Raw genomic sequence first — 13,152 nt, 5'->3', positions numbered from 1 at the left:
CGCGGGGCCTCTGCTCTGGTCAGCGGATGCCGTTGACCAGCCGCCAGCGGCGAACCTGGCAGGAACTCTGGGACCGGCCGAGTTCGGATGCGGCGACCGCGAGCGTGGGGGCGTTCATGAGGACCTGGTCTTCCTCGGCCGTCCAGGGGCGTCGGGGAGGGCGGACCTTCATGCCGGCGGGGCGTGTCCACGAGGCCAACGCCTCGGCGGCGAGCCGCTTACGGTCCAGGCTGAGGCAGCCCGGGTAGTAGAGATGGGCGCACAACTCCTGCGCGGCTTCCTTCTGGTACATGACGTTGTAGACGCCGTCCCGTGTGTTGCGGCGGGCGAGGCGGCGTTCGGCGCCGATGGTCTTTTTCGCGTAGTGGCAGAGATAGGCCCCGATTGCCGCGCTCGACGTGGTGAGGGAGACGAAGGGGAAGCCCTGGCCGGTGTGGCCGACGGAGCCGTCAGCGTCGATGACGCCCCGGAGATAGTCACGGCGGGAGAACTCGACGCGGGGCGGCTTGATCCGGGTGGACTTCTTCCCGTAGGGCAGCCCGAGCTGGTTGAGCGTGGTGCGCGCCTCCAGCGAGCACAGGGACCAGGTGGCTGAGTGGTGCTCCGTCGAGAAGTTCGTCGAGCGGGTGCGCTCGGTGATGGTGCTGTTGTGCGGGGTCAGCCGCTGGAACTCGCGGAGGATGTGGGCGTCCCGCGCGTTGATCTCGACCGCGAGGCACCCGCGCTGACGGGTTCCTTCCGACAGGTGTCCGTCGGCCTGGAGGAAGTCGAACATGTAGGCGTACTCGGGGTCTTCGAGGTCCATGAAACGCCGCGCGGGCGCGCTAAGGTCCTGTCCAGCCATGGGAAGTTGCACCTTCCTGGTGGTGAGGCCCTCGGCCGGGACCGCAATCCCGGTCGAGGGCCGTTCTGTATGGAGTTGTCTTCGACGGTAGGTCGGGTTTACGGGTGTCGTCCGGGTGATCGGGTGGGTTCACCCGTTCGGCTCAGAGTTCGCGGTGGAGCTTGGTGTTGGAGGCCTGGGCTCGGGGGCGGACCACCAGGAGGTCGATGTTGACGTGCGGGGGGCGGGTGCAGGCCCAGGTGATGGTGTCGGCGACGTCGTCGGCGGTGAGGGGGGCGGCGACGCCGGCGTAGACGGCCGCGGCGCGGTCGGTGTCGCCGCGGAAGCGGGTGGTGGCGAACTCTTCGGTCTTGACCAGGCCGGGGGCGATCTCGATGACGCGGACGGGGGTGCCGACGATCTCCAGGCGGAGGGTCTCGGCGAGGACGCGGGCGCCGTTCTTGGCGGCGACGTAGCCGGCGCCGCCTTCGTAGGTGCCGTGGCCCGCGGTGGAGGAGAGGACGACCACGGTGCCGTCGCCGCTCGCGGTGAGGGCGGGCAGCAGGGCCTGGGTCATGTGGAGGGTGCCGAGGACGTTGACCTCGTACATGCGGCGCCAGTCCTCGGGGTCGGCGGTGGCGACGGGGTCGAGGCCGAGGGCGCCGCCGGCGTTGTTGACGAGGACGGCGAGGGTGCGGAAGGCGGTGGCGAACTCGTCGACGGCGGCGCGGTCGGTGACGTCGAGGGCGTAGGCGGTGGCCTGGTGGCCGGCGTCGTTGATCTCGGCGGCGAGGGCTTCGATGCGGTCCTTGCGGCGGGCGGTGAGGACCACGCGGTAGCCGGCGGCGGCCAGCTGCCGGGCTGTGGCGGCGCCGATGCCGCTGCTCGCTCCGGTGATGACGGCGATGGGGGCGGACATGGCGGGGCTCCTCGCACAGGTGGTCGGTCTCTGTGGTGGTCAGGATAGGCGGCGGTCGGAAAGGGACACGCGGGCTGACGGATTGTCAGACAGTGGGATGGTTCGTGGGTATTTTCTCCTTATGCGTGCGATGTCGAAGGGTGTGCTGGGGGCCGCGCTCGCGGCGCTCGTGGTGCTGGGTGCCGGGACGGCCGTCGGCGCGGCCGGTGACGTGGGGGGCGACGTGGTGGGCGAGGTGGTCGAGGCCGAGGCCGAGGCGGATCTGGCTCATCACGGTCATGTGTCGCTGTGGGACGGGCGGGTCGGGGTGTGGCTGGTGACGGAGAACCACGGTCCGTCCGATGTCGCGGACGCCACCGTCCGGTTGGCCTTCTCCGCGCCGATGGCGGGTGGTCAGGAGCTGCCGCCGGGGTGTCTGTGGAGCAGTGCCCGGGTGGTGTCCTGTCGGACGGGTGCGCTGCCGGGCGGTGGGGCGGGGGTGGAGCTGGCGTTGGATCTGAGGGCGATGGGCCGACCGCAGGAGCTGACGGTGGAGGTCGGTACGGCCTGGCGGTCCGGTGGGGTCGACCGGAACCCCTTCAACGACCGGCACCGGGTGCTGGTGCTCGCGACCGGGGACCCGTACGTCTTCTGAGGGGGCCGGCTCCGGCGGGGCGGGGTCGGTCACCGGTCGGTCCACAGGACGTAGCCGTCGGGGCGGACGAGGACGGTGGTGTGGCGGGTGGGGTCGGTCCAGGTGGCGCGGACGACGCGGGCGGCGGTGGTCGGGGCGATCGGCGGCAGGGCCGGGGTGGTGCCCTCGGGGGCGATGAGGACGAACTCGCCCGCGCGCAGCAGTTCGTGGAGGCGGCCCTCGCGGAGCTGTACGTCGGGGGCGCGGCGGCCGGAGGTGCGGCCGGCGCCGGGGGCGGGGGCGTAGGAGATGCCGAGGCCGCTGAGGGTGCCGAGGGCCTTGGCGGAGGCGGGAGGGAGGGTGTTCAGGGTGGTGGTGGCGAGGGTGCGCAGGGCGCGGGTGGCGGGGGTGTGGGCCATGGCGAGGCGGACGATGGCGCCGCTGGTGCGCAGGACCGTGGCGCCGACGGGGTGGCGTTCGGCCTGGTAGCTGTCGAGGAGGGCTTCGGGGTCGGGGGCTTCGCCGCGGTGGACGGCGATGAGCTTCCAGGAGAGGTTGGCGGCGTCCTGGAGGCCGGTGTTCATGCCCTGGCCCCCGGCGGGGGAGTGGACGTGGGCGGCGTCGCCGGCGAGGAAGACGCGGCCGACGCGGTAGGCGGGGACCTGGCGCTCGTCGCTGTGGAAGCGGGAGATCCAGCGGGCGTCGTGCATGCCGTGGTCGGTGCCGAGGGCGCGGCGGGCGATGTCGCGGACCTCGTCGAGGTCGACGGGCTCGCTGTCGGGGACCTGGCGGGTGCGGTCCCAGCCCATGACGCGGTACCAGCCGTCGCCGAAGGGGGCGATGAAGGCGAAGGCGCTGTCGGAGCCGCTGACGGTGAGGGAGGCGGCGGGTTCGCCGGCGAGCCGGACGTCGGCGAGGACGATGGAGCGGATGACGCTGGTGCCGGGGAAGGGGAGTCCGAGGGCGGTGCGGACGGTGCTGCGGTGTCCGTCGGTGCCGACGAGGTGGCGGGCGCGGAGGGTGAGGGGGCCGTCCGGGCCGGTGAGCTCGGCGGTGACGCCGTCGGCGTCCTGGTGGAGGGCTTCCAGGGCGGTGCCGTGGCGGAAGGTGACGCCGGCGGTGGTGGCGCGCTTTTCGAGGAGGTGCTCCACCTCGTACTGGGGGGTGATGAGGAGGTGGTCGAAGCGGGAGGGGAGGCGGGTGAGGTCGAGGGAGAGATGACCGAAGAGCCGCATCCGGGTGATGGGGGTGCCAGTGGCCTCCAGGGCGTCGGCGAGGCCGCGGTTGTCGAGGAGTTCCAGGGTGCGGGCGTGCACGCCGAAGGCGCGGGTGAGGTTGGAGCGGCCGGCGGGGCGGCGTTCGACGAGGGTGACGTCGAGTCCGGCGGCGGCGAGGTCGCCGGCGAGGAGGAGTCCGGTGGGCCCGGCGCCGACGACGATGACGTCGGTGTCGTGGCGGTCGCTGTTGGTGGTGTCGGTGGTGCTCATGGCTGGCCTCCGATCGGTCAACGCTTGTTGGCCTACGCTTGTTGACCACCGTAGAGGTCTCTCGCGTGGCGTGTCAACACCTGTTGGCCTACAGTTGTGGGCATGAAGACCGCACGACGCTCCGACACCACCCGGGCCGCGATCCTGGAGGCCGCCCGCGAGCGCTTCGCCGCCGACGGGTACGAGCGCGCCACGATCCGGGCCATCGCCCGCGACGCCGGGATCGACCCCTCGATGGTCATGCGCTACTACGGCAACAAGGAGGGGCTGTTCGCCGCCGCCTCCGAGATCGACCTGGCCCTGCCCGCCATCGGCGCGCTGCCCTCCCAGCACATCGGGGCCGTCCTCGTGAACCACTTCCTCGACCGCTGGGAGCGGGACGACGTGCTCACCGGCCTGCTCAGGGTCGGTGTCACCAACGAGGCCGGCGCCGTCCGCATGCAGTCGATCTTCGGGGCACAGCTCGGCCCCGTCGCCCTCGGCGTCTGCCCGAGACCGGAGGAGGCCCCGGCCAGGGCCGCGCTCGTCGCCTCCCAGATCCTCGGCATGGCGCTCGCCCGCTATGTGCTCCGCCTGCCGCCGGCCGTCGACATGAGCCGGGACGAGGTGGTGGCCTGGCTGGCGCCGACCGTGCAGAGGTACCTCACCGCCGAAACCCCCTGAGGGGAGGCGGGCTCTGTCACGAGGCGGCGGCGCCGAACTCCCGTACCGCCTCGTCGACGATCGCCTCCAGGCGGGCGTGGTGCGCGCCCCGCCAGTAGACCCGGTCGCACTCCTCGCACTGGGCGAAGACGTCGTACGTCTTCTCGGTGCCCCGCTCCAGACGCGCGCGGACCTCGTCCTTGCCGGTCTCCGTCAGGAGCCCGTTGCAGGCGGTGCAGCGGGTCCAGGGCGCCAGCGGCGGCGCGAAGCGCTCCAGGACGTCACGGAGCTGGTCGTCGGGCCGGTCGCTGTACACGTACGCCCCCGCCCACAGTTCGCGGCGGCGCAGCAGCCCCCGGTCGCGGGAGAGCATGACCCGCCGCTCCCGTGCGGAGAGCGCGGCGAGGGCCGGGTCGCCGATGTCCTCGCTCTCGTACGCGGCGTCGACACCAAGGAGTCGCAGCCGCCGGGCCAGGGTGCCCAGGTGCACGTCGAGCAGGAACCGGAGGGGCGCGCCGGGCACCGGCTGCGGGCGGACGACGCCCTCGACCTCGACGGTCTCACCGGCCGTCGGCACGTGCGAGGGGGCCACCGGGCGGCCGTCGACGAGGAGCCGGCCCGCCTCGGTGAGCGGGACGCCGAGGGACTCGACGACGTGGCCCAGAGAGGAGACGCCGTCGGTGGCCACGGTGGTCCGTCCCGAGCGCCGCTCGGCGGCGACGAAGATGGCCAGGCCGGGGGCGAAACTGATCTGGATCTCCGGTCCGTTCACGGGGACAGGATCGCATCGGGCCGGGACGGGGGGCCAGGCATTTCCGGGCGGGGTCGCGGTGGCCGGTGGCGGGGCGGAGCCTGCCGGCTGGCGACGGGGCCGGGTGCTGGCGGGGGTGGGCGTCGGTAGGTGCCGACGGGAGGCGGGCGTGGCTGGGTTACCGTCCCCGCATGAAGATCATCGACCTCGAACCCGGCGACCCCCGGCTGGAGAGCGACCTCCTGCCGGTCCTCGTCGAGCTCCGCCCGCACCTCACCCCCGCCCTCTTCCGGGAGGTGTACGAGCGCGGCCACGCGCAGGGGCTGCGGTTCTCGGCCGCCTACGGCGACGACGGCCGCTGCGTCGGCGCGGCCGGCTGGCGGCTCGTCTTCAACACCAGCTCGCTCAGCCAGCTGTACGTCGACGACCTGGTGACCGCCTCCGCAGTCCGCTCCACCGGCGTGGGCCACGCGCTCATCGCCCATCTGGAGGGCCACGCCCGCGCGGCCGGCTGCCACGAGCTGAACCTCGATTCCGGCACCCAGCGCACCGATGCCCACCGCTTCTACCTGCGTGAGCGCTTCGACATCGTGGCCTTCCACTTCGTCCGGCCGCTCACCGAGCCTCGGTAGCTCCCAGGTCGAGCCGCCAGACGTTGCAGCGCATCGGCCGACCCGGCGGGTACTCGAGGTCCTGCTCCCCGAGCAGGTCGAAGCCTGCTTTGCGGCACACCGCGTTCGACGCGGCGTTCTCCACCGACGGGAAGGCGTACAGGTGGCGGTGGAGGCCCGCGGCCCGGGCCCGCTCCGCCACCGCGCGCGCGGCCAGGGTCGCGACGCCGCGGCCCTGGAAGCCCGGCAGCACCGCCCAGCCCGTCTCGTACACCGGTTCGTCCTGCCAGGTGCTCACCCACAAGCCGATGTTGCCCAGGGCCCGCTCCTCCGGCAGCAGCACGATCCGGGACATCCGGCCCCTGCCCGTGGTGTCGGTGCTCAGGTCCACGTACCGGCGGTGGCGGCGGTCCAGCTGCTCCTCGGTCTCCGGGCCGCCCAGGTGCTCCATCAGCTCCGGGGCGTTCAGCGCGCGCAGCAGTCCTGCGTCCTCCGAGGACGGCGGAGAGGACGGTTTCGTCGGTGGCTCGGCCGCCGGAGAACGCGGTGGTGCCGGGGAAGACCTCGGGCAGCGGGACCCGGCGGCCCGTCCAGGCCGAGACCGGCCACGCCGGGGCGAAGGGGCGGAAGCCGCCGGGCCGGAACTGCACCCCGCAGACCCGGCCCGCCCCTTCGAGCCGCTTCGTGAAGAGCCTGAGCCCGATTCCGGAGACCTCGGCCGCCGAGCGGGCGAGAGAAGGGAAAGGGGAGAAGGAGCCGAGTGGTTCGTACTGCTCGAAGACGATGTTCACCGACGGGTGCGGGACGACCTGGGTGGTGTACGGCTCCGGCAGCGCCCAGTCGATCAGCCAGTAGTGCTCCAGATACGGGCGCAGCTCCGGTGCCGGGGCGTGCCGGCGGAAGCGGACGCGGGAGAACAGTTCGGCCGGGGCGACGATGCCCCGAGTGTCCCGGCGCGGGGCGGAGTCGGGCATGGCGTCGATCCTAGGAGCAGTCGAACGTGTCGGGCAGTCGTCGGACGCCTCGGGCAGTCGGACGCCCCGGGCTGCCGGAGGGGGGTGGGGCCGGCCGAGCCTTGGCCCGTGCTGCCCCTAGGGGTGGGGATCCGGGGCGGGTCAGGGGCCGTGACGCGTTTCTTCAAGACCGGCCCGGGGAGTTTTCCTAGCGTCGGGGTCATGACGTACGACGACACGCACTCGGGCACCGACGACACCAGCGTTCGCAGCGACGACACGCACCTTGCCATCGAGAACATGGATCACCGCATCGGCGATCTGCTCCGCGCCGCCGCCGACCTGGCCGTCCCCCTGGTCGAAAGCACGGAGGACGTCTCGCTCGGCGCGCCCACGCCCTGCGCCGAGTACGACGTGCGCGCGCTGCTGAACCACCTGTTCTCGGTCGTCGTGAACTTCCAGGCGCTGGCGGCCAAGCAGGAGGCCGACTTCTCCACGACCCCGGACCGGGTCGCGGAGCCGGGCTGGCGGGGGGAGTTCGCGGCGGAGACCAGGCGGCTGGTGGAAGCGTGGGCGGCGCCGGGGGCCGAGGAGGGGACCGCGGGGGCGATGGGGCTGCCGGCCCGGACGGTCGGCTCGATGGTGCTGCTCGACCTCACTGTGCACGGGTGGGATCTGGCACGGGCGACCGGACGGGAGTTCGTGCCGGATCCGGTGGTGGTGGCCGGGCTGGCGGACGAGGTGGAGCGGATGGCGCCGATGGCCCGGAAGATGAACGTCTTCGCCGAGGCCGTCGACCTGCCGGCCGGGGCGAGCGCCCTCGAGCGGCTGCTGGCGACGACGGGCCGCGACCCGCGGGCCTGGCCGGCCGGCTGAGAGAACGGGAGGGGCGTCAGCGCAGGCGGCCCGAAGAGGTGAGGGAGAGGCGGGAGACGACCTCGCCGAAGGCGAGCTCCTCCGCCGGGGTCAGCGGTACCGACTCCTGCGGGTGCCAGACGCGGTCCAACGGCGTCCGCGCGCGGGACCGGCGGCGGGCGCGCAGGCCCCTCGTCAGCCGGACGCCGGTGACGACGGCGAGCAGGGCGAAGAGGGCGAGGACACGGGGGTCGGAGAACGGGCCGGGCACGGACATGACGGTGGCTCCGGGGCGAAATGGCCGACGCACGGCGCACACCCTGGCAGGTGGCGTGTGGGCACGGCGGGAAAGGTGATTCCTGCTGCTTCCTCCCGACCCGTTCAGTTGACACCGGGGTGAGGGACTTTCGGCAGGGGGTTCGGGACCTGAGTCCCGGCCGGGGCGGTCGGGCGGCGGTCTCGGCGAGGGGCCTCTCACACCGGAGGGCGGAGATCCCTTGGACCGGAGGGGAGGCCCCCTGCGCTGGAGAGGGAGGCCCTCTTGTGCCGGGCGGGGAAGCGCTCGAAGGTGGCGGGGGAGGCAGATTCCGGCCGGGAGGGAGCAGCCGCATGTCCGGAACGGGTGCGCACGGATGGGGTTTCACGGACGACAGGGGAGCGGAGCTGAGGGCGCCGGCCGGGCCCGCGCGGGTCCTCGCCTACATACGGGCCGGGGCCGCCCTGCTCGACCTGGGGGTGACGCCGGTCGCGGTGTACGGCTCCGGGCACGACGGGGCGGAGCCGGACCCGGCGAAGGACGGCGGGCTCACGGCGGCCGGGGTTCCGTACCTGGGGCCGGGGCCGGACCTGGCGAAGGAGCGGCTGCGGGAGCTGCAGCCGGAGCTGGTGGTGGACGTCACCTATGACGGGAAGAGCCCGTACGCCGTGGACGAGGGGGTCGCGGAGAGGCTGGGGGTGCCCTTGGCGGCGCTCTCCGTCGGCAACGACCTCGCTCTGCCGGCGATCATCGGCCGCTTCGGAGAGCTGGGAGCGGCGCTCGGAGCCCCGGTCCCGGTGCCGGGCGCGGGGGAACTGGTGGCGGCGGAGGCCGAGGTGCGGGTAGCGGCCACGGCGGCGGGGGCCGGGTGTGGGGTGCTGGCGCTCTCCGGGGCCGGTGCCGAGCAGGTGCATCTGGCGCGTCCGGCGGCCTGGCCGGAACTGGCGCGGCTGGCCGGACTGGGCGTCCGGCTGCTCGACCCGGGCCCGGGGCCCGGCGCGAACTGGCTGACCACGGGGTGGGACCGGGCCCTCGATCTCGCCCCCGCGCTGGTCCTGTACGACAGCAGGGCCCATGCGGGCCGGCCCGAGGGCCCGGAGCGGCTGCCGGCGGGTGCCCGGCTGGTGCCGTGGAATCCGGAGATCCCGCCGAGCCCGACCGCCTACGCCCGCTTCTTCCGCACCCTGGCCGAGGCCCTGCGCCCCTGACCCCGCCTTCGCCCGTCGGCCCTGCCTCCGCCCCCGGACCGCCGCTTCCCGCCCCCAGGGACTGTCCCCCACGGCCCCCTCCAGGGACCGGACCCCAGGGACCGTCCTCCCCGGGACTGCCTCCTGGGATCGAGCCCCGGGACCGCCCTCCCGGGACCGCCCCCTGGAACCGAGCCCCGGGACCGCCCTCCCGGGACCGCCCCCTGGAATCGAGCCCCGGGGACCTCCTCTCAAGGTCGAGCCCCCGGGACCGAGCGCTCCGGTCGTGGGCTCGGTCGGAGTCCCCCGACCGAGCCCCCTCGGCCGGGAGCTCCGGCAGCGGGCCCCGGTCGAGTCCCCGGCCGGGAGTTCCGACCACAGACCCCAGCCGAGTGCCCCGGCAGCGGACCTCAGCCCCGGACCCCGGCAGCGGACCTCAGCCGCGGGCTTCGGCCGGTTGCCCCAGCCGCGCGCCGTCGGTCAGGCGGGTCAGGCCGGTCAGGCTGTGAGGTGGGAGCGGAGGGAGGTGGCGAATTCTTCGGCGCGGGCCAGTTCCAGGCGTAGGGCGGCGACGCGGGCGGTGGCGGCCTGCTCGTAGCGGCGGACGCGGGCGACGAGGGTGGCGCGTTCGGCCGGGTCGAGGGCGGTGTCCGTGTCGGGGAGGTCGGCGGCCAGGCGGTCCATGGCGGTGAGGAGTTCGCGGGCCTCGGCGAGGCCGAAGCCGAGGGGCTGCATGCGGCGGATCACCATCAGCCGGGCCACGTCGTCGTCCGTGTAGAGCGGGAAGCCGCCCGGGGAGGCGGCCGAGGGGCCGACGAGGCCGCAGTCCTCGTACTGCCGGATGGTGCGCAGGGGCAGTTCGGTGCGGGCGGCGACCTCGGAGAGCTGCATGGGCCTGCCGACGCCGGCACTCGTGCCGGTGCGTGCTCCGGGCATGCGGGCTGCGGACGTTCGTACTGCGGTCACGGCGGGGGTCCTCCTCGTACGGCGCCTGTGTGCACCGGCCTCCACGCATTACATCCGATTCGTCCTAATTTCATGCGCTATGACGGTCGGAAACGCGGAAGAGCCAGCCGTCAGGGCCAGACCAGGCAGTACGGCTGGTGGCCGGCCTCGTGGAGGCGGACGGAGAAGTCCTGCCACTCGTGGAGCAGCTGGTAGACGTCGAAGGCGTCGCGGGGGCCGCCGCGGTCGGGGACGGTGGACCAGATGAAGGCGGCGGCGCCGACCGACTCCTCGCCGATCGCGCGCAGCGGGTCGACCACGGTCGTGGGGAGCTTCACCACCGCGTAGTCGGGGTGCAGGACGACCAGTTCCAGCGGGGGGACCTTGTGCAGCGGCAGGCCCTGGATGCCGGTGAGGACCATCGCCGCTATCGTCTCGGGCTTGATCTTGGAGAACATGCCGCCCATGCCGAGCTCGTCGCCGCCCAGCTCCTCCGGGCGCATCGAGATCGGCACGCGGGCCGCGGTGGCGCCGTCGGGCGCGCCGAAGTACTTGTACGTCACCGCCAAGCCGCGGCCTCCGAGGGGCGGATCCGCCGGGGGCTGCTCAGGGGACACGCGATCGTCCGGCGCGGCCGGGTCCTCGGCCCGTCGACGCCGGTGCCTCCCCCGCCGGACAGGCTCCGGACCCAGGTCGTCCGTCCCCTCGCCCGGTCCGCCACCGCGATGCATATCTCCACCCGACTGCTTTTTCTCGGCAACACGACCCCGCCGCGCAACCCGATCACCGTGTCAGTGACCTCCCCCACGTTCTTACGGTGAAACACCTGTCCGCAAGAAACGACGTGGCCTCTGACACCATGGATTGTGTGAGCCATCCCTATGACGCCCCAGTCGCCCCAGTTTCGCAGACGTGGAGGACAGCCGCCCCGGCCTGATTCACAGGGTGCCCACACCGTCCCTCCGTACCAGACGTCGTACTCGCAGGTCAGGATCACTGTGTCGTATTCATACGAAGCCCCAGTCTCACAGACGCTTTTCGACCGCGCGTCCCTTGTGACGCCCGGCGGCGTGAACTCACCGGTGCGGGCCTTCCGGGCTGTGGGTGGAACGCCCCGGTTCATGGTGTCCGGCACCGGTCCGTACCTCACCGATGCGGACGGTCGCGAGTACGTCGACCTCGTCTGCTCCTGGGGACCGATGATTCTCGGCCACGCCCACCCCGAGGTGACCGCCGCCGTGCAGGCCGCCGTGGCCCGCGGCACCTCCTTCGGCACCCCCGGTGAGGGCGAGGTCGCGCTCGCCGAGGAGATCGTGGCCCGCGTGGAGCCGGTCGAGCAGGTGCGCCTGGTCTCCTCCGGCACCGAGGCGACGATGTCCGCCATCCGGCTCGCCCGCGGGTTCACCGGGCGCGCGAAGGTCGTCAAGTTCGCGGGCTGCTACCACGGCCACGTGGACGCGCTGCTCGCCGCCGCCGGTTCCGGCGTCGCGACCTTCGGGCTGCCCGACACGCCCGGCGTGACCGGCGCGCAGGCCGGTGACACGATCGTGCTGCCGTACAACGACCTGGAGGCCGTGCGCGCCGCGTTCGCCGCGCGCCCCGGCGAGATCGCCTGTGTGATCACCGAGGCGTCCCCGGGCAACATGGGCGTCGTCCCGCCGCTGCCCGGCTTCAACCAGGGCCTGGCGGACCTGTGCCGGGAGAACGGCGCGCTGTACATCTCCGACGAGGTCATGACCGGCTTCCGGACGAGCCGGGCCGGCTGGTACGGCGTGGACGGCGTGAAGCCCGACCTGATGACCTTCGGCAAGGTCATGGGCGGCGGCTTCCCGGCGGCGGCCTTCGGCGGCCGCGCCGACGTCATGGGCCACCTCGCCCCCGCGGGCCCGGTCTACCAGGCGGGCACCCTCTCCGGTAACCCGATCGCCACCGCCGCCGGGCTCGCGCAGCTGCGGCTGCTCGACGACGCCGCGTACGAGAAGGTGAACGCGGTCTCGGAGGAGATCCAGGGCCTGGTCACCGGCGCGCTCGCCAAGGAGGGCGTGGCGCACCGGCTGCAGACCGCGTCCAACATGTTCTCGGTCTTCTTCACCGCCGACGAGGTGCGGAACTACGACGAGGCGAAGAAGCAGGAGGCCTTCCGCTTCAACGCCTTCTTCCACTCGATGCTCGCGGACGGCGTCTACCTGCCGCCGTCGGCCTTCGAGTCGTGGTTCGTCTCGGCCGCGCACGACGAGCGCGCGGTCGAGCGGATCGCCGCCGCGCTGCCGGCCGCCGCCCGCGCCGCCGCGGAGGCCACCGCATGAGCGAGAACGCGAAGAACGCCGAGGCCGTGAAGGGCGACCAGGACATCACCGTCGTCCACCTCATGCGCCACGGCGAGGTGCACAACCCGGACGGTGTGCTGTACGGGCGCCGGGCCGGCTACCACCTCTCCGAGCTGGGCCGGAAGATGGCGGACCGGGTCGCCGAGTCGCTGGCCGAGCGGGACATCACGTACGTCGTCGCCTCCCCGCTGGAGCGGGCGCAGGAGACGGCCACCCCGATCGCCAAGGCGCACGGCCTCGACCTGGCCACCGACTCACGCCTTATCGAGGCGGCGAACGTCTTCGAGGGCAAGACCTTCGGCGTCGGCGACGGGGCGCTGAAGAAGCCGGCCAACTGGAAGCACCTCACCAATCCGTTCCGGCCGTCGTGGGGCGAGCCGTACATCGAGCAGGTCGTGCGGATGATGGCGGCGCTGGACGCGGCGAAGGACGCGGCGCGCGGTCACGAGGCGGTGCTCGTCAGCCACCAGCTGCCGATCTGGATCGTGCGGTCCTTCGTGGAGCGGCGCCGGCTGTGGCACGACCCGCGGCGCCGGCAGTGCACGCTGGCCTCGCTGACCTCGTTCACGTACAAGGGCGACAAGATCGTCTCGGTCGGGTACAGCGAGCCCGCGATCGACCTGGTGCCGGTGCACCTGCGGGCCGGTGCCAAGCCGGTGAAGGGGAAGGCGAAGGCCTTCGGCGCGTAGCCGCCGTAGTCCCACCCCATAGTCCCCCGCAGGCCCCACCCCGTAGTCCCCACCGGAGGGCGGACGGCCTCTGGACAGGAGGCTCCCGCCGGTC

General features: G+C 73.1%; 15 protein-coding genes and 1 pseudogene. 7 read left to right on the top strand and 9 right to left on the bottom strand.

Translation table 11 applies throughout. The annotated features are described in order from the left end of the window. Positions 1 to 19 precede the first annotated feature (19 nt). Together QK442_RS07720 and QK442_RS07715 are read right to left on the bottom strand one after the other, a co-directional pair. Positions 20 to 844, bottom strand: a complete 825-nt coding sequence (locus tag QK442_RS07720; protein WP_282693090.1) for an LAGLIDADG family homing endonuclease — start codon at positions 842 to 844, stop codon at positions 20 to 22. 142 nt (positions 845 to 986) lie between these two features. Further along, the gene (locus tag QK442_RS07715) at positions 987 to 1,742 is read right to left on the bottom strand and encodes an SDR family oxidoreductase (protein ID WP_282693089.1); all 756 of its coding nucleotides are present in this window, start codon (positions 1,740 to 1,742) and stop codon (positions 987 to 989) included. 121 nt (positions 1,743 to 1,863) lie between these two features. Between QK442_RS07715 and QK442_RS07710 the strand changes: the two genes are divergently transcribed. Continuing rightward, complete coding sequence (locus QK442_RS07710) at positions 1,864 to 2,376, top strand: hypothetical protein (protein ID WP_282693088.1); 513 nt, start codon at positions 1,864 to 1,866, stop codon at positions 2,374 to 2,376. 29 nt (positions 2,377 to 2,405) lie between these two features. Here the strand turns inward: QK442_RS07710 and QK442_RS07705 are convergent, their stop codons facing one another. After that, positions 2,406 to 3,842, bottom strand: coding sequence for an FAD-dependent oxidoreductase (locus tag QK442_RS07705; RefSeq protein ID WP_282693087.1), 1,437 nt, complete (start codon positions 3,840 to 3,842; stop codon positions 2,406 to 2,408). Between the two features lie 102 nt (positions 3,843 to 3,944). On the opposite strand from QK442_RS07705, the gene QK442_RS07700 reads away from it, so the two are divergent. Next, the gene (locus QK442_RS07700) at positions 3,945 to 4,505 is read left to right on the top strand and encodes a TetR family transcriptional regulator (RefSeq protein ID WP_282693086.1); all 561 of its coding nucleotides are present in this window, start codon (positions 3,945 to 3,947) and stop codon (positions 4,503 to 4,505) included. Between the two features lie 16 nt (positions 4,506 to 4,521). On the opposite strand, the gene QK442_RS07695 is transcribed toward QK442_RS07700, so the two are convergent. Beyond that, on the bottom strand, positions 4,522 to 5,256 hold the full coding sequence (locus tag QK442_RS07695; protein ID WP_282693085.1) for a Mut7-C RNAse domain-containing protein: 735 nt from the start codon (positions 5,254 to 5,256) through the stop codon (positions 4,522 to 4,524). 170 nt (positions 5,257 to 5,426) lie between these two features. Between QK442_RS07695 and QK442_RS07690 the strand changes: the two genes are divergently transcribed. Further along, positions 5,427 to 5,867 (top strand): GNAT family N-acetyltransferase, encoded by a 441-nt coding sequence (locus QK442_RS07690; protein WP_282693084.1) that lies wholly within the window; start codon positions 5,427 to 5,429, stop codon positions 5,865 to 5,867. Here QK442_RS07690 and QK442_RS07685 read toward each other — a convergent pair. Both QK442_RS07685 and QK442_RS07680 read right to left on the bottom strand, forming a co-directional pair. Next, the gene (locus tag QK442_RS07685) at positions 5,851 to 6,327 is read right to left on the bottom strand and encodes a GNAT family N-acetyltransferase (RefSeq protein ID WP_282693131.1); all 477 of its coding nucleotides are present in this window, start codon (positions 6,325 to 6,327) and stop codon (positions 5,851 to 5,853) included. The genes QK442_RS07690 and QK442_RS07685 overlap by 17 nt on opposite strands. 73 nt (positions 6,328 to 6,400) lie before the next feature. Beyond that, positions 6,401 to 6,820 (bottom strand): annotated as a pseudogene (locus tag QK442_RS07680) (DUF6597 domain-containing transcriptional factor); the annotation flags it as partial. Positions 6,821 to 7,099: 279 nt separating this feature from the next. Between QK442_RS07680 and QK442_RS07675 the strand changes: the two are divergent. Continuing rightward, entirely contained in the window at positions 7,100 to 7,675 is a 576-nt protein-coding gene (locus tag QK442_RS07675) for a TIGR03086 family metal-binding protein (protein ID WP_282693130.1), read from the top strand. 16 nt (positions 7,676 to 7,691) lie between these two features. On the opposite strand, the gene QK442_RS07670 is transcribed toward QK442_RS07675, so the two are convergent. Beyond that, on the bottom strand, positions 7,692 to 7,931 hold the full coding sequence (locus tag QK442_RS07670; RefSeq protein WP_282693083.1) for a hypothetical protein: 240 nt from the start codon (positions 7,929 to 7,931) through the stop codon (positions 7,692 to 7,694). Between the two features lie 332 nt (positions 7,932 to 8,263). Here QK442_RS07670 and QK442_RS07665 point away from each other — a divergent pair, with 332 nt between their 5' ends. Beyond that, positions 8,264 to 9,118, top strand: coding sequence for an ABC transporter substrate-binding protein (locus QK442_RS07665; RefSeq protein ID WP_282693082.1), 855 nt, complete (start codon positions 8,264 to 8,266; stop codon positions 9,116 to 9,118). A 477-nt stretch (positions 9,119 to 9,595) separates the two neighbouring features. Here QK442_RS07665 and QK442_RS07660 read toward each other — a convergent pair whose 3' ends face one another. Together QK442_RS07660 and QK442_RS07655 are read right to left on the bottom strand one after the other, a co-directional pair. Continuing rightward, positions 9,596 to 9,988 carry a MerR family transcriptional regulator gene (locus QK442_RS07660; RefSeq protein WP_282693129.1) on the bottom strand — a complete coding sequence of 131 codons (393 nt, stop codon included), beginning with the start codon at positions 9,986 to 9,988 and terminating at the stop codon, positions 9,596 to 9,598. A 185-nt stretch (positions 9,989 to 10,173) separates the two neighbouring features. Next, positions 10,174 to 10,773 carry a hypothetical protein gene (locus QK442_RS07655; protein ID WP_282693081.1) on the bottom strand — a complete coding sequence of 200 codons (600 nt, stop codon included), beginning with the start codon at positions 10,771 to 10,773 and terminating at the stop codon, positions 10,174 to 10,176. 267 nt (positions 10,774 to 11,040) lie between these two features. Between QK442_RS07655 and hemL the strand changes: the two genes are divergently transcribed. Beyond that, on the top strand, positions 11,041 to 12,348 hold the full coding sequence (gene hemL, locus QK442_RS07650; protein WP_282693080.1) for a glutamate-1-semialdehyde 2,1-aminomutase: 1,308 nt from the start codon (positions 11,041 to 11,043) through the stop codon (positions 12,346 to 12,348). Beyond that, complete coding sequence (locus tag QK442_RS07645; protein WP_282693079.1) at positions 12,345 to 13,058, top strand: histidine phosphatase family protein; 714 nt, start codon at positions 12,345 to 12,347, stop codon at positions 13,056 to 13,058. Before hemL ends, QK442_RS07645 begins: the two co-directional genes overlap by 4 nt. Positions 13,059 to 13,152: the final 94 nt, after the last annotated feature.

This window comes from Streptomyces sp. CC208A (assembly GCF_030010625.1).
Taxonomy (GTDB): Bacteria; Actinomycetota; Actinomycetes; order Streptomycetales; family Streptomycetaceae; genus Streptomyces.
Note: the sequence above shows the minus strand (reverse complement) of the source record. Positions and strands in the feature narration are given on the sequence as shown.

Bases quoted from the DNA above. Each gene is read 5' to 3' on its own strand.
- QK442_RS07655 (WP_282693081.1), bottom strand. From the start codon at position 10,773: ATGCATCGCGGTGGCGGACCGGGCGAGGGGACGGACGACCTGGGTCCG.
- QK442_RS07715 (WP_282693089.1), bottom strand. From the start codon at position 1,742: ATGTCCGCCCCCATCGCCGTCATCACCGGAGCGAGCAGCGGCATCGGC.
- QK442_RS07665 (WP_282693082.1), top strand. From the start codon at position 8,264: ATGTCCGGAACGGGTGCGCACGGATGGGGTTTCACGGACGACAGGGGA.
- QK442_RS07660 (WP_282693129.1), bottom strand. From the start codon at position 9,988: ATGCAGCTCTCCGAGGTCGCCGCCCGCACCGAACTGCCCCTGCGCACC.
- QK442_RS07645 (WP_282693079.1), top strand. From the start codon at position 12,345: ATGAGCGAGAACGCGAAGAACGCCGAGGCCGTGAAGGGCGACCAGGAC.
- QK442_RS07690 (WP_282693084.1), top strand. From the start codon at position 5,427: ATGAAGATCATCGACCTCGAACCCGGCGACCCCCGGCTGGAGAGCGAC.
- QK442_RS07670 (WP_282693083.1), bottom strand. From the start codon at position 7,931: ATGTCCGTGCCCGGCCCGTTCTCCGACCCCCGTGTCCTCGCCCTCTTC.
- QK442_RS07700 (WP_282693086.1), top strand. From the start codon at position 3,945: ATGAAGACCGCACGACGCTCCGACACCACCCGGGCCGCGATCCTGGAG.
- QK442_RS07720 (WP_282693090.1), bottom strand. From the start codon at position 844: ATGGCTGGACAGGACCTTAGCGCGCCCGCGCGGCGTTTCATGGACCTC.
- QK442_RS07675 (WP_282693130.1), top strand. From the start codon at position 7,100: ATGGATCACCGCATCGGCGATCTGCTCCGCGCCGCCGCCGACCTGGCC.
- QK442_RS07705 (WP_282693087.1), bottom strand. From the start codon at position 3,842: ATGAGCACCACCGACACCACCAACAGCGACCGCCACGACACCGACGTC.
- QK442_RS07710 (WP_282693088.1), top strand. From the start codon at position 1,864: ATGCGTGCGATGTCGAAGGGTGTGCTGGGGGCCGCGCTCGCGGCGCTC.